This is a genomic window from Paenibacillus cineris (assembly GCF_018333335.1).
In the GTDB taxonomy this organism is placed as follows: Bacteria; Bacillota; Bacilli; order Paenibacillales; family Paenibacillaceae; genus Paenibacillus_AQ; species Paenibacillus_AQ favisporus.
In genome coordinates this window covers 3,132,080-3,151,111 of record NZ_BORU01000001.1, presented here as the reverse complement: position 1 = coordinate 3,151,111, position 19,032 = coordinate 3,132,080, and the positions used below count along the sequence as shown (strand labels likewise).

Annotated in this window: 22 protein-coding genes and 1 pseudogene; 15 read left to right on the top strand and 8 right to left on the bottom strand. The window is 47.3% G+C overall.

Annotation, left to right across the window (positions count from 1 at the left end; genetic code table 11):
- Positions 1 to 338: 338 nt before the first annotated feature.
- From KI379_RS14655 to KI379_RS14645, 3 genes are all read left to right on the top strand, one after another.
- Entirely contained in the window at positions 339 to 779 is a 441-nt protein-coding gene (locus KI379_RS14655) for a DUF5946 family protein (protein ID WP_212984010.1), read from the top strand.
- A 484-nt stretch (positions 780 to 1,263) separates the two neighbouring features.
- Entirely contained in the window at positions 1,264 to 3,003 is a 1,740-nt protein-coding gene (locus KI379_RS14650; RefSeq protein WP_212984009.1) for a Rieske (2Fe-2S) protein, read from the top strand.
- 237 nt (positions 3,004 to 3,240) lie between these two features.
- Positions 3,241 to 4,464: an RNA polymerase sigma factor gene (locus tag KI379_RS14645; protein WP_212984008.1), complete on the top strand. Its 1,224-nt coding sequence runs from the start codon at positions 3,241 to 3,243 to the stop codon at positions 4,462 to 4,464.
- Between the two features lie 83 nt (positions 4,465 to 4,547).
- Here KI379_RS14645 and KI379_RS14640 read toward each other — a convergent pair whose 3' ends face one another.
- Positions 4,548 to 4,997: a MarR family winged helix-turn-helix transcriptional regulator gene (locus tag KI379_RS14640; protein WP_212984007.1), complete on the bottom strand. Its 450-nt coding sequence runs from the start codon at positions 4,995 to 4,997 to the stop codon at positions 4,548 to 4,550.
- Positions 4,998 to 5,131: 134 nt separating this feature from the next.
- On the opposite strand from KI379_RS14640, the gene KI379_RS14635 reads away from it, so the two are divergent.
- Positions 5,132 to 5,998, top strand: coding sequence for an SDR family NAD(P)-dependent oxidoreductase (locus KI379_RS14635; RefSeq protein ID WP_373309591.1), 867 nt, complete (start codon positions 5,132 to 5,134; stop codon positions 5,996 to 5,998).
- A gap of 120 nt (positions 5,999 to 6,118) precedes the next feature.
- Here the strand turns inward: KI379_RS14635 and map are convergent, their stop codons facing one another.
- Complete coding sequence (gene map, locus KI379_RS14630) at positions 6,119 to 6,871, bottom strand: type I methionyl aminopeptidase (RefSeq protein ID WP_212984005.1); 753 nt, start codon at positions 6,869 to 6,871, stop codon at positions 6,119 to 6,121.
- 5 nt (positions 6,872 to 6,876) lie between these two features.
- On the bottom strand, positions 6,877 to 7,479 hold the full coding sequence (locus KI379_RS14625; RefSeq protein ID WP_212984004.1) for a TetR/AcrR family transcriptional regulator: 603 nt from the start codon (positions 7,477 to 7,479) through the stop codon (positions 6,877 to 6,879).
- A 476-nt stretch (positions 7,480 to 7,955) separates the two neighbouring features.
- On the opposite strand from KI379_RS14625, the gene KI379_RS14620 reads away from it, so the two are divergent.
- From KI379_RS14620 to KI379_RS14600, 5 genes are read left to right on the top strand one after another with little or no spacing between them, the layout of a single operon-like run.
- Positions 7,956 to 8,264 carry a PadR family transcriptional regulator gene (locus KI379_RS14620; RefSeq protein WP_280518777.1) on the top strand — a complete coding sequence of 103 codons (309 nt, stop codon included), beginning with the start codon at positions 7,956 to 7,958 and terminating at the stop codon, positions 8,262 to 8,264.
- Positions 8,261 to 8,608, top strand: a complete 348-nt coding sequence (locus tag KI379_RS14615) for a DUF1048 domain-containing protein (protein WP_076164786.1) — start codon at positions 8,261 to 8,263, stop codon at positions 8,606 to 8,608. The genes KI379_RS14620 and KI379_RS14615 overlap by 4 nt, the downstream gene beginning before the upstream one ends.
- Positions 8,609 to 8,620: 12 nt before the next feature.
- Positions 8,621 to 8,971 (top strand): DUF1048 domain-containing protein, encoded by a 351-nt coding sequence (locus tag KI379_RS14610; protein ID WP_076164788.1) that lies wholly within the window; start codon positions 8,621 to 8,623, stop codon positions 8,969 to 8,971.
- Positions 8,972 to 8,986: 15 nt separating this feature from the next.
- Positions 8,987 to 9,745 (top strand): ABC transporter ATP-binding protein, encoded by a 759-nt coding sequence (locus KI379_RS14605; RefSeq protein ID WP_212984002.1) that lies wholly within the window; start codon positions 8,987 to 8,989, stop codon positions 9,743 to 9,745.
- Entirely contained in the window at positions 9,746 to 10,513 is a 768-nt protein-coding gene (locus KI379_RS14600) for an ABC transporter permease (RefSeq protein ID WP_212968192.1), read from the top strand.
- Positions 10,514 to 10,772: 259 nt separating this feature from the next.
- On the opposite strand, the gene KI379_RS14595 is transcribed toward KI379_RS14600, so the two are convergent.
- Positions 10,773 to 10,982 (bottom strand): hypothetical protein, encoded by a 210-nt coding sequence (locus tag KI379_RS14595; protein WP_076164794.1) that lies wholly within the window; start codon positions 10,980 to 10,982, stop codon positions 10,773 to 10,775.
- Positions 10,983 to 11,185: 203 nt separating this feature from the next.
- Between KI379_RS14595 and KI379_RS14590 the strand changes: the two genes are divergently transcribed.
- From KI379_RS14590 to KI379_RS14580, 3 genes are all read left to right on the top strand, one after another.
- On the top strand, positions 11,186 to 11,518 hold the full coding sequence (locus KI379_RS14590) for a winged helix-turn-helix transcriptional regulator (RefSeq protein WP_089547588.1): 333 nt from the start codon (positions 11,186 to 11,188) through the stop codon (positions 11,516 to 11,518).
- Positions 11,519 to 11,758: 240 nt separating this feature from the next.
- Complete coding sequence (locus KI379_RS14585; protein WP_212984001.1) at positions 11,759 to 12,487, top strand: NAD(P)-dependent oxidoreductase; 729 nt, start codon at positions 11,759 to 11,761, stop codon at positions 12,485 to 12,487.
- A 13-nt stretch (positions 12,488 to 12,500) separates the two neighbouring features.
- Positions 12,501 to 12,959, top strand: a complete 459-nt coding sequence (locus KI379_RS14580) for a DUF2269 family protein (RefSeq protein WP_212984740.1) — start codon at positions 12,501 to 12,503, stop codon at positions 12,957 to 12,959.
- A gap of 48 nt (positions 12,960 to 13,007) precedes the next feature.
- Here KI379_RS14580 and KI379_RS14575 read toward each other — a convergent pair whose 3' ends face one another.
- Entirely contained in the window at positions 13,008 to 13,319 is a 312-nt protein-coding gene (locus KI379_RS14575) for a Dabb family protein (RefSeq protein WP_152397843.1), read from the bottom strand.
- A gap of 21 nt (positions 13,320 to 13,340) precedes the next feature.
- Positions 13,341 to 13,910, bottom strand: coding sequence for an NADPH-dependent FMN reductase (locus KI379_RS14570; protein ID WP_212984000.1), 570 nt, complete (start codon positions 13,908 to 13,910; stop codon positions 13,341 to 13,343).
- A gap of 167 nt (positions 13,911 to 14,077) precedes the next feature.
- On the opposite strand from KI379_RS14570, the gene KI379_RS14565 reads away from it, so the two are divergent.
- Positions 14,078 to 14,986: a helix-turn-helix transcriptional regulator gene (locus KI379_RS14565; RefSeq protein ID WP_306433672.1), complete on the top strand. Its 909-nt coding sequence runs from the start codon at positions 14,078 to 14,080 to the stop codon at positions 14,984 to 14,986.
- On the opposite strand, the pseudogene KI379_RS34345 reads toward KI379_RS14565, so the two are convergent.
- Positions 14,983 to 15,411 (bottom strand): annotated as a pseudogene (locus KI379_RS34345) (DMT family transporter); the annotation flags it as partial. The gene KI379_RS14565 and the pseudogene KI379_RS34345 sit on opposite strands and share 4 nt — an antisense overlap.
- Before the next feature lie 12 nt (positions 15,412 to 15,423).
- Complete coding sequence (locus tag KI379_RS14555; protein WP_212983998.1) at positions 15,424 to 15,915, bottom strand: DMT family transporter; 492 nt, start codon at positions 15,913 to 15,915, stop codon at positions 15,424 to 15,426.
- 487 nt (positions 15,916 to 16,402) lie between these two features.
- Between KI379_RS14555 and KI379_RS14550 the strand changes: the two genes are divergently transcribed.
- Positions 16,403 to 17,995, top strand: a complete 1,593-nt coding sequence (locus KI379_RS14550; RefSeq protein WP_212983997.1) for an extracellular solute-binding protein — start codon at positions 16,403 to 16,405, stop codon at positions 17,993 to 17,995.
- 70 nt (positions 17,996 to 18,065) lie between these two features.
- Entirely contained in the window at positions 18,066 to 19,028 is a 963-nt protein-coding gene (locus KI379_RS14545; RefSeq protein ID WP_212983996.1) for an ABC transporter permease, read from the top strand.
- Positions 19,029 to 19,032: the final 4 nt, after the last annotated feature.

Sequence of the window (19,032 nt, the reverse complement as noted above, 5' to 3'; positions counted from 1 at the left end):
ATTAGCACCTGATCATACGTATGTTTCAAGTCAGCCGATATCATGCTACTCCTCCTTAACGCTTTTTTCATCTTGCTTGAGGCTTTGCACAATTTTAACACTTCAGAAAATGAATGCCGCCGAAAATGGAGCATCTATTTTTGGCTGGTTGGGTGAACAAGAAGCTCGTGGTTGCTGCCTACACGCATTAGCTATTGACTCTCTCGCAAGGTGAAGGTTTATGATTACGGAGAAGGAAGAAGTCAGCGGCATCTAATAATATGAATTGAAAAAATAAGGATTAGAAAGACGCTTAACATTAAGGGGTTATTAATGCGAGTGGATGAGGAGGAAAATTCATGCCGAATACTTGCGTTCTATGCAACGCCGATCTTCCTCAGGGGATTACCTGCGAATCGATTTTCAACGAATTTTTGGCACTTGAATTCAACGATCCCAGCTATGGACGGGTTCACTTTCTCACCGTTGCCTCCTACATGGTTCAACACCAAGGGTATAGCGATGAGATGTACGCTTGGATCCAATCCGCATTACAGAAGCATTTGGAGGAAGGCTACACTACAGAGTTGATTCGCCAGGACATGGCCAAAGGACCTGGAAGCACAAAGGGGATTCGAAGGCCATTGGATGCGCAGCCTCTCCCCACAATATCTTGGACCATGACGATCGCTGACGTGGCGGCGCAGCTGCATGACGCCGAAAGCTATTGTAAGCTCATTGAGCAGTGGGCACGTACTACGCTGAAAGAGATGGGACCCCTTGTTTTGAAAAAGATTTAAAACTTTTAATCATGAGCTAAGGAAAGCATCTAATTGTCGACACATCTTTTCCCTGTCCAGGACAGCTCCTGTCAGTTCCTGAGCGTATTTACACCTGATTTGAAGGACGGCTCGGTGGAGCGTCTGGCTATCTTAGCGGATCAGTCGTTGAAGCAAACATCTGCCGTCTTGAAAGGGTAGGAATTGACCGAAAAGAACTTTCAAGGTACTGCAAAGTTTTAAGTGAGCCTGAGAACGATAAATTGCTTGTTAAGATCAGGGTATGAAGAAAGACCAGTTCACAGTTCACGCTGTGAAACTGGTCTTTTTGTTCTGGTGTTGCAAGCTAAGAGAGCAGCATCAGAGGACAAGAGCATGTAGGTTATCTGAAATCAACATAGTAAAAAATTTATCAACTTTTTAAATAAAAATGTTTAATAAGTGTTCGAAATCATATAATCTGTATACAAGGAAAGCAAATGAATTCAAAAATGGAGGCGTTTTCATGAATGGTTGGATTCAGGCGGGTTCGGTAGAAGAGCTTCGAAATCAAGGGCCGAAGTTGATCAAAGGGGGCATCGTCGTTTTTTATCACGAAGATCAAGTGCATGCGCTCGATAACCGATGTCCTCACCTCGGTTTTCCTCTCCACATGGGCAGTTTGTGCAATGGAATTTTGACATGCCATTGGCATCATGCAAGGTTTGATGTATGCAGCGGGGGAACGCTCGACCCTTGGGCGGACGATGTTCCTGTACATGATCTTACCGTTCATGACGGATTGATTTGGGTCAATCCAAGTTCCCGAAACGGCAATCAAGTACAACTGTATAAGGATCGGCTTCTAAGCGGACTTGAGCAAAATATCGGTCTTGTCATCGCTAAGGCCATCGTCGGATTAATGGAGGCGGGCGTTCCGGGGAAGGAAATCGCGGCGGTCGGGATCGAATTTGGAGTCAAACAGCGCAGGGAAGGGTGGGGCTCCGGATTAACGATTCTGACTGCGATGACCAACATTCTGCCTAAGCTGGATAAGCAGGGCCAGATCCTTGCGTTGTTTCAAGGATTGCTGCACACGGCGCGCGATTCAGCCGGAAGCGGAACGCGCTTCTTGCTCGATCCGCTTCCGAATACAGACGTCTCCATAGAACGGTTAACGGAGTGGTACCGCGAGTGCATCGAGGTTCGGGATACGCGCGGCGCGGAACGGGTGCTTCTGACCGCCGTTCAGGCGGGGGCGGATGAGAGCCGGTTATTCTCCATGATGAGCATGGCGGCAACGGACCATTTTTATATTAATGGAGGCCACACACTGGATTTCCACAATAAAGCTTTTGAGAGCTTGAAGTATGTCGGACAGGAACAGCGTGCGGATGTCCTCGCTTCGCTCGTTCCGATGTTTGGGAACGCATCGCGCAGTGAGGAGCTTCATAGCTGGCAATCTCCAGTCAATTTGGTTCAGCCGTTGAAGGAAGCGTTCGAGGAGTTATCCAGTAAGGGAATTTCATCTGGAAAAGGGGGCCCCGGCATTGGCGAGGAGGAACTGCTTCAAGCGCTGCTCGGAGACGATCCGCTTCGGACGATTCGCTTGTTAAAGGAGGCTTTGCTCGGTGGCGCCTCTCCGGTGCGTATATCACAAATTGCCGCATTGGCTGCGGCTGAACGGATCGTCCGCTTCCATATCCATAACGATTTCGGAGACTGGATTTCGGTACTGCACACGTTCACGCATGCTCACGCGGTTCATGAAGGCTTGATTCGTTCCGCCGATCCAGGGCTGGTTCGGGGGATTTTTCATACGGCGGTTACCATTTACCTCGACCGGTTTTTGAATATCCCGGCTGCCCCGAGACCAAGTGCAGTTAGCGCGAGCGAAGAAGTGCCGCAGCCCTTGGAACTGCTGGAGATTCTCGATAAGCAGCAGCAAGTGGCGCCGGCTGCGGCATGGGTGATGCGTTACCTGCACAGCGGCGGTAAGCCGGAGCCATTATTCAACGTCCTGGGTCATGCACTGCTGCGAGAGGATGCGGAATTCCACTCCTTCCAGATGTACGAGGCAGCCGTAGCGGAATATGACCGTTGGGCATCCGAGTCTGGGCCGTTTGCTGAGAAGGCGTGCGAAACGCTGATCCTTGCAGTTACACGTTATTTGGCAGCGCATGCTCCGACTTCCCGTGAGCTGCCTCATACAGCGAAAATTGCATGGCGGCTCCATCGCGGAGAGAAATTGTTCGAGGAAGAATAGGTGATTCGGTGACGATGTCATTCCTATAATGTAGAATGAATTGTGCTGAAAATGGGCTTTCGATATCATCGGTGGCCTATTTTCTTTTGTATAGGAAAGAGATCATGTACTATTGAAAGCTGATTTAAGCTGTAAAAGATATAGCGATGTAATTACATAATATTTTTTTGTAATGTACGTGGCTTTTTGGCTCCCTCTGGTGTCTAATTCATTGTAAATCAAGAGGAGGTTCTCATCATGTCAGGAGCTCACGACACAAAACCTGTTTATCCGGATGAACAGGCGATCATCACAAGCTTTGAAAGGGCGTATGAGCAGTATCGTCAAAGAATCCGCAACTATTTCTCGCTGAAATTAAACCCGATGGTTGCGGATGACTTGACTCAACAGGTATTTTTGAAAGCTGTCGAAAACATTCAGAGCTTTAAAGGCAGCTCTAATTTATTCACGTGGATATTTAAGATTGCTCAGAACACCGTCAAAAACGAATACCGGAGGTTGTCACGAAAAAAAGAATCTCCTTTTGATTTTACAGCGTATGAGTCACAGTCGATCTCCCTTGAGTTTACAAAATTTGTTGATTTTCGAATGGATATTGGAGCTGCGCTAAAAGAATTAGATGAGGTTGACCAAGAAATTATTGCACTACGTTTTTTTGTGGATTGCACCTTATCTGAAATCTCCAAAATCGTTGGAATGCGAGAGAGTGCCGTAAAGAACAGATTGTACAGATCACTGGATAAACTAAAAAAAGAATTGAAAGAATGGGGGGAAATTACCATCATGTCGATTCAGGATTTGATTTCAATTGTAGATAAGGGTGGCAGCGAGAGCACGAGCAAAGGTTTGAAAAAGGTTCAACAAGATTTGTTTGCTGAACTCAGCAATAATGTAGAGCGTATCTCGACAAAATACAATCACCATCCATCACAAAAGATAGTGATTGAAATATACCCGGATCTTCCAACGTTTCATCGAGCTGTAGGCGAAGCCGATGCACCCAATTGGTTTATGGGCACATATGAAGGACATATTCTTAAAATCGTATCACCATTGAATCCAGGGCCTGAGCATACGTATCAATCCATCCTGAAAAGCACGGTCCATCTGTTCACCATGTGGTTAATCAATGAAATTAATAGAGCTGCTCCGAAATGGATCAGGCAGGGGATAGGCGGATACGAAGCGAAACAAATGACTCAAGACTTTATTAAAGGCTCGACAGAAGATGCAATCCGCAATTTGGCGATCCCGTCATTTGATGAGTTAAATAACGATACTTGGGATTTTGAAACGATGAAAGGATTCCAGTTCTCCTATATGTTCGTCGAATTTGTTGTTGAGCAATATGGAATGGATACATTAAACAAAGTGATCCGTAATCCACATGATTTTAACGGAATCTTTCAATGTTCTGAATTGGAACTGCATAAGAAAATGGTTGAGTATATCAGTGGATGATTGCCTGTATAAGGGTACCATCTGAGGTTGAAAATCACCGGCACGTATGCCGGTGATTTTTTTGTTGAGCGTTCTGTTCTATTTTACAAACCATTAAAGCGCTTAAGCATCTGAGTAAAAGCCTCCAGGCTGGAGTCGTCCCAGCCCGAAATGCGGTCATAAAATTCAGCTCCTTTTTCATTCATGGCCAGAACGGCTTTGTCCCGTCCCAAATCAGTTACAGACAGCACGACGCCGCGGCGATCATGAGGGTCAGGTTCACTATGAACATAACCTGCTTTTTTGAGCTGGGCGACGAGTCTGCTGACGGAGCTGCGGTCCATAGCCAAGGATTCAGCCAATGAGGTAGCGCTGGACGGACCGTAGGCTAGAAGCCATCGAACCAGCAGGAACGCAGCGGGCTGCAAATTCGGATCAAATACAGCCGCTGTTTTTACATGAAGGGCATGGGATGCGCTTAACAGGGCATTCAACTGCTGACCAAGATGAAGTTCCAGCTGCGCTCTCCCGGTTTCGTGATTGTTGTTTTCCATAATAAACTCCCATCGATTCCAAAATAGTTGACATATATCAAATAAATAAATATAGTTGAGATATATCAATTATATGAAAGATATAAGCACTCATCAAGTTCAACGCATCCAAGTAAGGAATCGGGGAGGAATGAATCATGTCAGATCCCATTATTGCGATAACAGGGGCGACGAGAGGCTTAGGACAATTGGCAGCCATTAGCCTGGCTAAGCAAGGCGCCCATCTCATATTAACGGCGAGGAGCGAAAGGGCAGCGGAAATAACGATAGATATACTTAGCCAGCATGCCCCCAACGCAAAGGTGGACTTTTTTTTCGGTGATCTTTCACTCATGGACCAAGTCAGACAGGTAGGGGATGAAATACGCTCGGCTTATCCTAAAATTGATGTATTGGTAAACAATGCGGGCTTGCATGGTTTCGAGCAACGTATTACCAAGGATGGATACCCGGAGATGGTAGCGGTCAACTATTTAGCGCCGTGGCTGCTGACGCATCTGCTGCTTCCTTCGCTGAAGAATGCTGAGCAAGCAAGAATTATTAATGTAGCTTCCGAAGCCTCCCGCCATCACGGGGAACTTAAGCTGCCCCAAGACCTTACGGACACCGCGGAGTTTTCGCGATGGGGTTCCTCCAAGATCTATGGAAAGACGAAGCTGTTGAATATCATGTTTACGGGTGAAATGTCGCGGCGGTTGGACGGAACAAGCATCACGGTGAATGCGCTGAATCCCGGTTTCAACGTAACGGGTCTGGGACGTGAGCTAGCGTTTTCGTCAATTCTCGAGAAAGCATTGCGATTTTTAAAAATTGGGGATCCGCGGAGAGGTGCGGGGATCATCGTTCAATTGGTTTCGGATTCAAGGTATCGGGGCGTTACTGGCGGGTATTTTAATGTCGGTTCCGGGAAAGCGATCACTCCAGTGCATCCCGGCGGGGATTCCAACACGCAAAGTTTGTTGTGGAATGCCACTGAGACATTGTTAAAGCCCTATTTATAAAAAACTTTGAGATCATCTTGCTGAGATGGTGCGTTTTACAAATACGATGAAAAGGGGAAGGGCGATCATTAAGAAAGACGAATACCCTGCCGGCTATGTGCTGGCAGGGTTTGGTTGAATCTAATTCTTTTGCTCGGTCAATATGATCGGTCCATCCGCAGTGATGGCGATCGTATGCTCGTACTGCGCAGAAAGTGAGCCGTCGGCAGTTCTGGCAGTCCATCCGTCGGCATCAACCGTCATGAATGCTTTTCCGGCATTGATCATCGGCTCAATCGTCATAACCATTCCTTCCTTCAAGCGGAACCCTTTGCCCGGCTTCCCGACATGGGGATAATTAGGTTCCTCGTGCATCTCCCGTCCCACGCCGTGACCGAGCAGATCCCGCACCACCGAGTATCCGTTGCGCTCCGCATGGCTTTGAACCGCGTGCATCACATCGCCGATCCGGTTTCCGACGACGGCCTTTTCGATACCAAGGTATAAGCATTCCTTCGTTACCCGCATTAAATCACGGGCTTCTTTCGATACCTCGCCAACTGCATAGCTCCAAGCTGAATCGCCGATCCAGCCATCCGCTTCCGCGACGATATCGATGGTGACGATGTCGCCTTCCTTGAGCGGCTTAGGGCTCGGAAAACCGTGCGCGATGACGTCGTTGACAGAAGCACAAGTCGCATACGGATATCCGTTGTAGCCGACCGTATAAGCCCTGGCGTTATTATCCTTCAGGAACCGAACAGCGAACAACTCAATGTCGAGCGTTGAGACTCCCGGCCGGATCATTCCCGCAATGGCTTGATGAAAAGCAGCGACAATTCGGCCGGCTTTTCTCATTTGTTCAATTTCCGCTTTCGATTTCAGGGTGATCATTCCGTTTATCTCTCCTTTGCCTGTATGCCTGAAAAAATCACGTCAACGATGCCTTCGACATCCATCTCGTTGCGCATATTGTGGTGGATGTTCAATGCTGCACAGCCAACCAGCGAGCCAAATATCAGATTAGCTGTCTTCTCCGATAACTTGGAACCGATTCCTTCACGGATCATTTCCGCAAACGGCATATAGATCCGCTCCTGAAAATGGTCAGACAGCTTGATAAACCGGTTACCAGGGAAGTGATGAAAATTATCCGCAACCGTCTTAAGCAATATAAATACGGAGGGATCTTGAATGCATTCCTTCAGAAGCAGCCTCGAGAACGATTCCGCTTTATGCAAACTGCTGCCGTCTCCGGTCAAAACGGGCTGTACTGCCGACTCCGTTCGATATAGGGCATCCCACAATAAATCTTCCAAAAGCATGTGCTTATTTTTGTAGTAATGATACACGGTTCCGTAGCCGAGCTCAGCCTTAACCGCAACATCGCGTATTTCCAATTGGATACCCTTCTCCAAATATACTTCCGCCGCTGCCTGCATAATTTGGTTCATCCGCATTTCCCGGATCGCGTCATTCTGTTCTTTGGTACGAGGTGACATGGCTCCTCCTTTTTTAGACCTGCAGTAATGTCAATGTAAAAACAATATACATCATGTGACTGATTTGCGCAATCAGAAAGAAATGCAGAAATGAAATGGTCATTTTGGGATACAGAGGACTGCGGGTGTAACGGGGTGCTGGCTATCGAGATTCTTGAGCAGCCGTTTTTTGTAGTCTGGATTCAAAAATGTAAGACGACAAGAACATACACATTGAATGGCCGCATAACTGCGGCTTTTTTTATTTTTAACAATGCCTGGGTTACAGGACGTTGTTTCAGCATCCGGAATACCCGACAATAAGAGGCTTCACAGCTTGTGATGGAAAATCAAATGTAAGCCTATTTTTGATAATACGTCGGGAAACGCGTTGACAATTCCAGCTACTATGTGTTACTTTATAGCGGTAGTAAGTATTACTTCATACCAGTCACACAGAATAGCAAGGAGCGATTGTGTTGGATAATTTAACGGAAATGCTTAAAGGCGTGCTTGAGGGCTGCGTCCTTGAAATCATAAGCCGCCAAGAAACCTACGGCTACGAAATTACGCGGCAGCTGAACGCCCTCGGCTTCACAGATGTTGTGGAAGGAACGGTATACACCATTCTGATCCGGCTTGAAAAAAACAAGTTGGTGGAGATCACCAAGAAACCCTCCGACATGGGACCGCCGCGAAAGTTTTTCGCGATCAACGACGCAGGGCGTGAGGAGCTGAAGAAGTTCTGGGAAAAATGGGAGTTTGTATCATCCAAAATAAACGAGTTAAAGGAGAAGAAAAAATGAATTTTTGGGAAAAAATCACCGGCAGCGACATGACCAAAGAAATGAAAGCTTTTGAATCACGGGCCCAAAAGCTGCCTGCCGATTATCAAGCGGCGTGGAAAAAAATAAATGCCAACCTTTGGGTGCATTCCGACTTCACCGGCCGCAACCTCATGCCGATTCTTGACGGTGTGCTAGGCCTGCTTGAAGAAACTGCGGCGGACGGCCAGAGTGTTCAAGAGGTTTTGGGTGACGATATCCAAGGCTTCTGTTCAGCGCTGGCCGGCGAAGAAGGGGCAAAGTCTTTTCGTGACAAGTGGCGCGAGCAGCTCAACCATAATATCGCCAAAAAATTAGGCAAATAGGAGGAGGATCACATGAGTATACGAGATATCATCGAAGGCAAAAAAGAGTGGCGGGCGCACGTGGCGCGAGTCAAAGCGCTCCCGCGGGACTATCAGATTGTGTATAAGGAGATTCAAAAATATCTCTTTAAAGTAGGCCCTGTTGAGCTAACCGAAGGGACCGGCTTACTCTCGGGAATTGTTGATCTTTTTGAAGAGGGCGCAGCTGTGGGGAAAGGCGTGCTCGAAGTGACGGGAAGAGACGTAGCGGCTTTCTGCGACGATCTCATCAAAGATTCAAAAACTTACGCTGACATCTATCAGGAAGCGGTTGCCCGAGAAAGTAACAAGGCCATAAAAAAGGCAACGGATAAAACAAAGTAAAAGAGGGATATCCGGATGGAAAAACCAATTGAAGTGAAAGGTCTGCGAAAATCTTTTAAGGACACAGAAGTTCTAAAAGGCGTCGATCTTGAAGTGGAGCGAGGTGAGATTTTCGCCTTGCTTGGCTCTAACGGGGCGGGCAAGACGACAATGGTCAAAATCCTCACCACGCTCCTCAAACCAGACGGAGGGACCGCCACCGTAAACGGCTGTGACGTAGCATCAAAGCCCGACCGGGTACGACAATCGATCAGCCTGACCGGACAGTTTGCCGCCGTGGACGAAATATTGACGGGACGGGAAAATCTGATCATGATCGCCAAGCTGCGGCACCTCAAAAATCCGCGCCAGGTCGCGGATAGTATGCTCCAACGCTTCGGCTTGACGGACGCGGCTGACCGCAAGGCATCTACTTATTCGGGAGGAATGCGCCGCAGGCTCGACATCGCCTTGAGCCTTGTGGGCAATCCACAGATCATTTTCCTCGACGAGCCGACTACCGGGCTTGACCCCGAGGCCCGCATCGAGGTTTGGAAGACCGTCAAGGAACTTGCCGGCGGCGGCACGACGATCTTCCTGACCACGCAGTATTTGGAGGAAGCTGAGCAGCTCGCCGACCGTATAGCCATTCTGCATGAAGGCCGGATTATTGCGAGCGGCACGCTCTCTGAGCTGAAAAAGCTGTTCCCATCCGCAAAGGTGGAGTATGTAGAAAAACAGCCGACATTAGAAGAGATATTCCTCGCAATCGTCGGCAAGGAGGAGGCTATGTAAATGGAGACAGTCAAAAATCACTTTTTTAGCGATATGGGCGTTATGCTTGGACGTTCCATGCGTCATATATTCCGCAGCATGGACACCATCATTACGGTCTGCATCACACCGATTGCGATGATGCTGCTGTTTGTCTATGTGTTTGGCGGCGCAATTCACACCGGAACGGAAAACTATGTGAACTACCTGCTGCCCGGCATCCTGCTGATTGCGATTGCGAGCGGGATATCCTATACGGCTTACCGCCTGTTTATGGATAAGCAGCGGGGCATCATTGAGCGGTTCCACTCCATGCCGATTTCGCGTTCCGCCGTGCTGTGGGGGCATGTGCTGACCTCGCTGGTATCCAATATGATTTCTCTTGTCGTCATCATACTCGTAGCGCTCATCATGGGCTTTCGTTCCTCGGCAGGGGTTCTGCCATGGCTCGCTGTAACCGGTATACTCGTGCTGTTTACACTGGCTTTGACATGGGTCGCAGCGATTGCTGGATTGTCCGGAAAATCGGTCGAAGGGGCCAGCGCATTTTCCTATCCGCTGATCTTCCTGCCATTTATCAGCTCGGCCTTTGTGCCGACCGATTCGATGCCGAAGGTCGTTCGCGCTTTTGCCGAAAACCAGCCGGTCACCTCTATTGTTGAAACCATCCGTGCACTATTGTCCAATCAACCGGTAGGCAATGATATCTGGATCGCTCTGGCGTGGTGCGTCGGCATTATGCTCGTCGCTTATGTCTTTGCGATGAGGGCGTATAAAAAGCGGGCGTAAATTAGTAATCACCATCCTTTTCTCCGTCGCGAATTTCAGCAAACCCTCCATTAAGACGGAACATTGCATACATTTTTATTCTCGGCTTCTGGGCTGCGGTCTACCAGGTAATCATAGATTACGGATGGCACTGACGCGGGCTTTTAATAAAACAGCAGCAGTCTGGTACTATTGTTTTCTCGTCCTTGGCTGCTGCTTATTTATTGGTGACAATAGGGGGATTTTTGCTTGCGCCCAGGCACCACTGCCGGACCCCCCCTTATCGAATACGGAAGAAAACACCAATATTTTTCTGTTCCGTAATGACAAACCCGTTTTTAAGCAGACAAAGCACAGCATCTTTTACGGGTGCCCCTACTTTTAAAGTACTGAGGCAAGGGGAGGCGCTACCTATAATGCGTACTTTACCGATATTGGCAAAATTTTTTTTGCTTCGGACGATAATGACCACATCTGGAAAACGGCTCATGATATCAGCTCCTAACTTGAAGTGGATATCATAAGTTATTCCGCTTCATGCAGGAATGCTTGGACACCGTGAAGTACTCGGGATGGGGGGGGCAATACGGTTCAGACGGTTATGGATTGACTTGATTGTAGGGGCTAATGTAAAATTTTGTTATGTTCATTGCAGTTAATGTACTTACTTACAGGTAAGGGGATGATTCATCAATGATTCATCAGCGTGAGTGTCCGATTGAGACCATCATTCATGTTCTAAGTGGCAAATGGAAGCCGATGATTTTATGGCTTTTGATTGATTCTACAAAGCGATTCAGCGATCTGGAAAAGCTTATCCCTGATGTTTCGCAAAAAATGCTTGCACAACATCTCCGGGATTTGGAACGAGAAGGCGTAGTCGATCGAACGGTTTACCCGACAGTCCCTCCAAGAGTAGAATATTCTCTTAGTGAATACGGCCAAACCTTGATTCCTGTTGCGGAAGTCATGTGTGCTTGGGGAGAGAATCATAATAAGCGGAAGTATGAAGAGCCGGCGTCATAAAGCGGAATAATGAACTTGTACACGAATTCAATCCACTCCAAATAAAAGCTGCCACGGGATTTCCGGGCAGCTTTTTGCTTCCCTGCAGTCACACTACTGAAAAAAAGCATGGTATCCCTTTCCGTCATACTTACTTTTAAGTAAGTCCCCTACTTTAAAGTGGGTTCTTAACATCCTTTTGAAGCGATGCTAAGCTTGAGCTAACCAAATATTGGGACCTATGAAGAGGAGGACATAACGATGAAAATCATTGTTTTTGGAGCGACGGGGAATACAGGGAAAAGAGTGTTGGCACAAGGGATACAAATGGGGCATGAAATGACCGCATTTGTGCGAAATGCTGAGAAGCTTTACGATCAGCTGGGTGAGCATTCCGAAAAGCATGTGAAGGTGATCGTGGACGATATGATGGACCCGGTGAGCGTTCGTGAGGCACTTGTGGATCAAGACGCCGCTATTATTGCAGCCGGCCATGCGGGGCAGGGAGAAGAGTTTGTCCGTATCGTTGATAACATTATAAGCCAGTGTGAAATGGAGCCTAGTTTCTCCGGGCGGGTATGGGTTATGGGAGGAGCCGGTCTGCTGGATATTCCATATACTGATTGGATCGGCAACAATTTACCCGGCTTTCCGCCTGAGTATAAAAACCATAACCGGAATTTCGAAAGGCTGCAGCGGACGGACCTCGATTGGACCATGATGTGTCCGGGAACCATGACAGATTCGAGAGAGCAATCAGATTCTGCTCATCTGCATGTCACAACGGAGATCTTGCCCGTTCCGATGCAGGAGACGATCAAGGACTTTTCCGAAGCAGAGGTAGCCGGTCACTTGTTCAGCAGATTTCAAGAACTGAATGTGGCTTATGACGATGTCGTCATGTGTATGTTAGACCATCTTGAACTCGACGGATCGTTTAAAAGAAAAAGGGTCGGTCTAGCCTATCAAAGCCATATTGCAGTGAGCTGAGGAGGAGGGGATGATGGGTCTATTTGGATTCCTGCTCGTTTTGCATATATTGTCTTCGATCGCTTTTATCGGCCCCGCTTTCGTAACGCCCATCATTCGGAGATCCGCCAGAACGGTCGGCCAGCTGCACTTTGTATTAGGTATAACGGCCAAACTGGCCATCATGCCTAAAATTGGCGGAACCGGACTTATTCTGACCGGGGTTGGGCTTATGATCATCACCAAGATGGGTTTATCCCAAATGTGGCTGAATGTATCCATTCTCTTAGCGCTGCTTATGGTTGGACTGATCGACGGATGGATCGAGCCGCGCATGAAAAAAATCCGAAAAACCATATCTGAGCGTCAAGACCAAGGTAATGACATACCCGCCGAATTCGGACTGCAGTTAAAAAAGATCGTGCCCATCGAGATGGCAGCCATGCTGCTGATGATTGCCGTATTGGTGCTCATGGTCGTTAAGCCATTTTAAAAGCCGCATAACTGCGGCTTTTTTTATTAACAAAATATGTGTATTCTTCTAATCTTGACCTTTCCAAGGATAGTCCATAACGATGATCCCTTCAATATATGGGCCAATCGCCTGCAAAAACTCTTGATGCAGGGGATGCTGAATATAGTCTTGGCAAGCTTGTTGATTTTCAAAAGAGACGCGGATTCCCAGCGCATACCCCTGCATATGCTCCTTCTCCATCGTAACGTTCATTCCAGCGCTGATTTCTGTGATACCCGGAATGTTTCCCTTAAAGTCATAAACTTGCATGACGGCTTCTTCTTTTTTGGCAGTCGAAACATCGGGCTTGAATTTCAATAGTACAATATGCTCAAACATCTTTTTCCTCCAGATTCTCGTTTATACTAGACTTTGCAGCTGCTTTAATCGGGATTGTTCCTTTGCCCATTTCACGAAATTCTCGGATACGAGATCCAGGTGCTTAATCGTAAGTTTATCTGTCAACTCACCCTTCTCATTCATTTTCTCATGCACAAGGCCGATGTATACTTCATTTCCCGGTAACAGCGGCGATGAAATGCCGGAAGCAAACAATATATCACGTAGATGGCCCTGAGCTTTCACCGATCCCAGCAGACCCATGGAAGAGCCTACGATCCAAGAGGGCTTACCGACCATTACTTGGTCAACGCGGGATAACCAGTCAATCGCATTTACCATAACACCTGGAATGGTTGAATTATACTCAGGAGTGACCCATAACACCGCGTCGGCTTCAGCGACTTTGCCCTTGAAATCGACAACCGTCTGCGGCGGAGCGGACTCCGTATCCTGATCGTAAAAGGGAAGATCCCGGATATTCAACACATCCAATTGGAAAAGATGCTTATAACGATGTTGAATATAGTAAGCTAGTTTTAAATTAAAAGATTCCTTGCGGATGCTGCCGACAATGGCGGCTACTTTCATTGTCATCACCTCAATCAGATTGGTTCGAATGGAAAAGAACAGGTTGGGGCGACCACTGTCTTATCCATTCTTGCTTTTCCTCCTATGGAGGACATAAACTGAGTTTAATGAAACCTGAAGAGGCTAGGAAGAGATCTGGTTATCGTAGGATTGGGAATCCTACGTTCATGAATATAGTAGGGGGCATGGGGATTATGTCAAAGAGATTGGACCGATACGAGGAATTATCTCGATTTTTACGCTCACGGCGAGAAAGGATAACACCTAAGCAAGCAGGATTACAGGATTCCGGACGCAGACGTACACCTGGACTTCGCCGAGGAGAGGTGGCTCTGTTGGCAGGTGTAGGATTAGATTGGTATACCTACTTGGAACAGGGGCGTCATATTAACGTATCCGTAGAAGTCCTTGATCGGATAGCAGAAGTGCTCCGGTTAGATGAATCGGAACGCAGACATCTGTATCATCTGGCCCGTAAGCAATACCCCTTGGTTGAAACAATGAAAACATCTAAGGTTACACCGGAACTGCAACGCTTTCTGGATAGCCAAAACCTGTCCGCGGCAAATGTCATGGATGCGCGTATGAACATCATTGCCTGGAATGAAGCTTATTGCGCGTTGAATGGGGAGCTGGCCGCTGTGTCAGATCGGGAGCGGAATTTCGTATGGATGACGTTTACGTCACCCCGCTTCCGTTACGCTAAAGGAGAACAATGGGAACTGCATGCCAGACGGATTGTCGCTAATTTTCATGCCGGTTATGCGCGTCACGGTGACGACCCCTGGTGGTCTGAACAGTTCGAGGCTTTGTCTCAAGTTAGCAGGGAGTTTCGGGAGTTTTGGGACGATCATGAAGTACTCGATGCCATAGATGCTCCAAAGACGCTGCACTGTCCGAATCTCGGGAAGTTGAATTTTGATCTTGTTTCGTTTCAGTATTTACATGATCCGAATTTGACCGTCTCCATTCATGTTCCGCATCAAGATGGCACGATGGAAAAAATGCAGCGTTTATTAAGTGATTATCAGAGCAGCAGGCATGCTGAGGCACTTGAAACTTCACGAAGAGTTTAGTTGTGAGGACCGGGAGCGGTGATGGTTGGCTTTTGCCCATGATTCCCACTCGGCTCCGTTCGTTTTGTCCGTACTGCGGTGATGACACCCAATATGACCATGAAGGTACCGACGACTTGAACCCAACCTACCGGCTGCCCCATTAGTACCGAAATCATCAGCGTTACGATAGGAACCAGGTTGAAGAATACGGAGGTACGGTTTGCACCTACCTTCTGTATGCCTTGATTCCACCAAAGAAAAGTTAAAACAGCGCCAAATGTCCCCATAAAGAAAATGCAAATCCATGCTGTTGTGAGTGTCGTTTGCGAGATACCCGATGTATGGAAATTCAGAAAAGGCAGAAAGCAAATGGTAGCCATTGCCATGGTGATGGCTGAGGTGGCGAGCGGAGTGCTGTTGGTCAGAAACTTTCGTCCCAGTACACCATAGAGTGCCTAGGTGATATTCGCTCCCAGTGCTATAAAATCTCCAAGTGATATGTTTGTGAGTTGCCAAAAGGCTCCGTTGGTAATGACCATAAGAACACCGGCGATCGAGCACAACATCCCGATGATTTGGCCCTTGCGGATGTTTTCTTTCAGCAAAGGCACCGCCAAAAATGCCGTTACGATTGGGTTTGTAGCCATAATCAAGGCTGGATGAAGCGGTGATGTAAACTTCAAGGCTGTGAACTGCAGAGCATTCGTTACGAAAACGCCGACTACCCCTAATAAAATATAGACCCAGATCGAGGAACGAAGAGTGCTCCACGATGGTTTTTCCTTCACAAATAGAAGCAACAGCATGAGTGCTGCGGCTATGAGGAATCTCCAAGCAGTGACCGTCAAAGGGGGCATCGCTTGAATGGCCAGCTCACCGGCATTAAAACTGGCTCCCCAAAACACGGATACGGCGGCAAGTCGGACATAGGTCCATGCATGATTCATTGAACATCCTCCATCGATTTGGAATAGAACCTCGTTAGCATTAGTGTAAGGCATTGCTGTAGAACGATCTTGAACAATGTGCTCTTTATTTTGTACAAAAGAACCACAGTTAAAGTTGAGATGGACCTGCCTGCAAATGTGGAGGCAATCGAAAACGGGGATGAAATGGATCAAGATCCCAGATGTGAAACCCATAAACGATTAAGGTGAAGATAAAAGCCGCACACCTGCGGCTTTTTATTTTTTCACGAAAGATGTTCCTGTCAAATCCGACTACAACAACAGGTTACGCAGCAGGAAAAAAGACAAGGAAACCAACACGTTTTCGTCTATATTCATTAATATGGTCGATTCAGTTTTATTTTCGCAAGTAGTCGATCTTAATAACGGCAAACCTTTTCTGATTTTGTACGATTTCGGGAGAAACCACCATCCTTTATGCTAAATATGGCAAAAGCACATCTAAATTGAGGAGGAGCTACGATTGATGCAGATGAGCAGGAAAATAATCAATAAGCTTGCACCCGTTTTATGTTTGGGGCTAGCCGCCATAGCGATGGCCGGCTGCAGCAGTGAGGATACGGCAAAGGGGAGTACGAAATCCGCAGAGACAACCGAACCTTTGAGCCACTTATCGTATTGGAAAGAGATGCATAAGGACGCAGCGGCCATTATGAAAAGCTATGGAGAGATTACCGCTATTAAAGAAATCGAAAAGAACACCGGTGTCACCATCGATTATCAACACCCGGCCCAAGGCCAAGGTGGGGAACAGTTCAACTTGATGATGGCCTCGAAATCACTGCCTGATGTCGTGGAGTATTCTTGGAATAACTATCCGGGAGGCGCTCAAAAAGCGATTCAGGATGGTAAGATCATTCCATTAAACGACTATTTGGATGATGCGCCTAACTTCAAAAAGCTGCTGGACGAGAACCCGGAATGGAGAAGGCAAGCATCTACTGACAAAGGTGATATTATCGGCTTCCCGTTCATCCGCCCCGTCAGAAAACTGCAAACCCACGACGGCCCGGTTATCCGTAAAGATTGGCTGGACAAGTTGGGGGTGCCTATTCCTAAAACGATCGACGAATGGTACACCGTTTTGAAAGCGTTTAAGGAGCAAGATCCCAACGGCAACGGGAAGGCGGATGAAATTCCGATCATGGTCGGAGCAGGCGAGCTTGCTTTTACTGGAGTTTTTGGAATCCCGAACGGCTTTTATCATGAAGGAAATGCAGTCAAATATGGCCCCGTTCAACCCGAATATAAGGAATACCTTACCACCATGAACCGTTGGTACAATGAGGGCTTGCTGGACAAAGACTTTGCAGCCAATGACAGCAAAATGTACGATGCCAAAATGACAGGCAATCAGGTCGGTGCGGCTGTGATGGCAGTAGGCGGCGGCTTGGGCAGATTTATGGATTTAATGGAGTCCAAGGAACCGCAATTCAAGCTTGTTGCCACACCTTATCCGACATTGAAGTCCGGCGATAAACCGATATTCGGTCAAATGGACAATCAAATTGTAGGCATATTCACGGCTATTACCGGAAGCAACAAGCATGTAAAAGAAACTGTAAAATTCCTCGATTACTTCTATAGTGAAGAAGGACGAATGATCATGAACTTCGGTAAAGAAGGCGTATCCTATACGATGGAGAACGGTTATCCGAAGTATACGGACTCGGTCATGAACAATCCGGATGGATTGCCGCTTGCGCAATCCCTTAAGCAGCATGTCTTGTCCGCTGATGCCGGTCCGTTCTTGCAGGATGTACGCTACATGGAGCAATATGCGGCCAGACCGGAGCAGCAAGAGGCTTTAACCGTCTGGGCAGAACCTTCGAATGAAAAGAGAATGCCTCCGATCACGATCGCCAGGGAAGACAACAGCCGATATGCCTCGATCATGAACGATGTCGACACCTACAAAAATGAAATGATCGTTAAATTTATTATGGGCGCAGAATCGCTAAATAAGTTCGATGAGTATGTCGCTACTCTGAAAAGCATGGGGCTCGACGATGCGATCAAAATGCAGCAATCCGGATTGGAACGCTACAACAACCGCTAAAAAGCCTACTAAACTGGAGGCGGAAAGCTTACGGCTTGCCGTTCTCCCGTGTTCAAAGAAGGAGTAAGCCATGCCTAATGTACAGGGAAATATGGTGACGACGGCAGCGGGGAACCGGGCAGAGACGAAATGGAGCATCATTAAAAGGGACTTGATCCGAAACCGCTACATTTATCTTTTACTGCTGCCTGTCATTGCCTACTATATCGTTTTTCATTACGGACCGATGTATGGTCTGCAAATTGCTTTTAAAGATTACGGGCTTGCAGACGGCATTTGGGGAAGTCCGTGGGTTGGTTTCGACCATTTTAAAAGCTTTTTTGGAAATTACTATTTTTGGAGACTGATTCGGAACACCTTGTTGATCAATATTTATGAATTGCTGTTCGCATTTCCCGCTTCGATTATTCTTGCGTTATTGCTTAATGAAATTCGGAAGGGCTTTTTTAAACGGATCGTACAGACGATAAGTTACCTCCCGCACTTTATTTCCATCGTCGTTGTGGTAGGGATGATGATCGATTTCTTTGCCCGAGACGGTCTGGTGAATAACCTTCTCCTCATGATTGGACTTCAACCGATTGCTTTCATGCAGGAGCCGGAATGGTTTCGGTTCATGTACATTTCCTCGGGCATCTGGCAGGGAATCGGATGGGGCTCTATCATCTATCTCGCATCCATTGCCAATATCGATCCGACGCTTTATGATGCAGCCCGAATTGACGGAGCAGGACGATGGAAACAGACCTTGCATATTACCTTAACCGGAATTATGCCAACCATTGTGATCATGTTCATCCTCAATATTGGATCCATGCTTTCCGTCGGGAGCGAGAAAATTATCCTCATGTACAATCCGATAACTTATGAGACGGCCGATGTCATCTCCACCTATGTATACAGAAAAGGTATTCTTGGAGCCGATTTCGGTTATACCGCTGCCGTGGGGCTGTTCAATTCGGTCATCAGCTTCATTCTGATCGTACTCGCCAATTCCATTAGCAAACGAGTGAGTGAACATAAATTATGGTAAAAGG

What these genes read in the sequence shown, in the direction of transcription:
- KI379_RS14570 (WP_212984000.1), bottom strand. Translation starts at nt 13,910, where the DNA reads ATGAAAGTAGCCGCCATTGTCGGCAGCATCCGCAAGGAATCTTTTAAT.
- KI379_RS14590 (WP_089547588.1), top strand. Translation starts at nt 11,186, where the DNA reads ATGATTCATCAGCGTGAGTGTCCGATTGAGACCATCATTCATGTTCTA.
- KI379_RS14655 (WP_212984010.1), top strand. Translation starts at nt 339, where the DNA reads ATGCCGAATACTTGCGTTCTATGCAACGCCGATCTTCCTCAGGGGATT.
- KI379_RS14575 (WP_152397843.1), bottom strand. Translation starts at nt 13,319, where the DNA reads ATGTTTGAGCATATTGTACTATTGAAATTCAAGCCCGATGTTTCGACT.
- KI379_RS14615 (WP_076164786.1), top strand. Translation starts at nt 8,261, where the DNA reads ATGAATTTTTGGGAAAAAATCACCGGCAGCGACATGACCAAAGAAATG.
- KI379_RS14620 (WP_280518777.1), top strand. Translation starts at nt 7,956, where the DNA reads ATGCTTAAAGGCGTGCTTGAGGGCTGCGTCCTTGAAATCATAAGCCGC.
- KI379_RS14555 (WP_212983998.1), bottom strand. Translation starts at nt 15,915, where the DNA reads ATGAATCATGCATGGACCTATGTCCGACTTGCCGCCGTATCCGTGTTT.
- KI379_RS14640 (WP_212984007.1), bottom strand. Translation starts at nt 4,997, where the DNA reads ATGGAAAACAACAATCACGAAACCGGGAGAGCGCAGCTGGAACTTCAT.
- KI379_RS14605 (WP_212984002.1), top strand. Translation starts at nt 8,987, where the DNA reads ATGGAAAAACCAATTGAAGTGAAAGGTCTGCGAAAATCTTTTAAGGAC.
- KI379_RS14545 (WP_212983996.1), top strand. Translation starts at nt 18,066, where the DNA reads ATGCCTAATGTACAGGGAAATATGGTGACGACGGCAGCGGGGAACCGG.
- KI379_RS14580 (WP_212984740.1), top strand. Translation starts at nt 12,501, where the DNA reads ATGGGTCTATTTGGATTCCTGCTCGTTTTGCATATATTGTCTTCGATC.
- map (WP_212984005.1), bottom strand. Translation starts at nt 6,871, where the DNA reads ATGATCACCCTGAAATCGAAAGCGGAAATTGAACAAATGAGAAAAGCC.
- KI379_RS14550 (WP_212983997.1), top strand. Translation starts at nt 16,403, where the DNA reads ATGCAGATGAGCAGGAAAATAATCAATAAGCTTGCACCCGTTTTATGT.
- KI379_RS14565 (WP_306433672.1), top strand. Translation starts at nt 14,078, where the DNA reads ATGAATATAGTAGGGGGCATGGGGATTATGTCAAAGAGATTGGACCGA.
- KI379_RS14600 (WP_212968192.1), top strand. Translation starts at nt 9,746, where the DNA reads ATGGAGACAGTCAAAAATCACTTTTTTAGCGATATGGGCGTTATGCTT.
- KI379_RS14610 (WP_076164788.1), top strand. Translation starts at nt 8,621, where the DNA reads ATGAGTATACGAGATATCATCGAAGGCAAAAAAGAGTGGCGGGCGCAC.
- KI379_RS14595 (WP_076164794.1), bottom strand. Translation starts at nt 10,982, where the DNA reads ATGAGCCGTTTTCCAGATGTGGTCATTATCGTCCGAAGCAAAAAAAAT.
- KI379_RS14585 (WP_212984001.1), top strand. Translation starts at nt 11,759, where the DNA reads ATGAAAATCATTGTTTTTGGAGCGACGGGGAATACAGGGAAAAGAGTG.
- KI379_RS14645 (WP_212984008.1), top strand. Translation starts at nt 3,241, where the DNA reads ATGTCAGGAGCTCACGACACAAAACCTGTTTATCCGGATGAACAGGCG.
- KI379_RS14625 (WP_212984004.1), bottom strand. Translation starts at nt 7,479, where the DNA reads ATGTCACCTCGTACCAAAGAACAGAATGACGCGATCCGGGAAATGCGG.
- KI379_RS14650 (WP_212984009.1), top strand. Translation starts at nt 1,264, where the DNA reads ATGAATGGTTGGATTCAGGCGGGTTCGGTAGAAGAGCTTCGAAATCAA.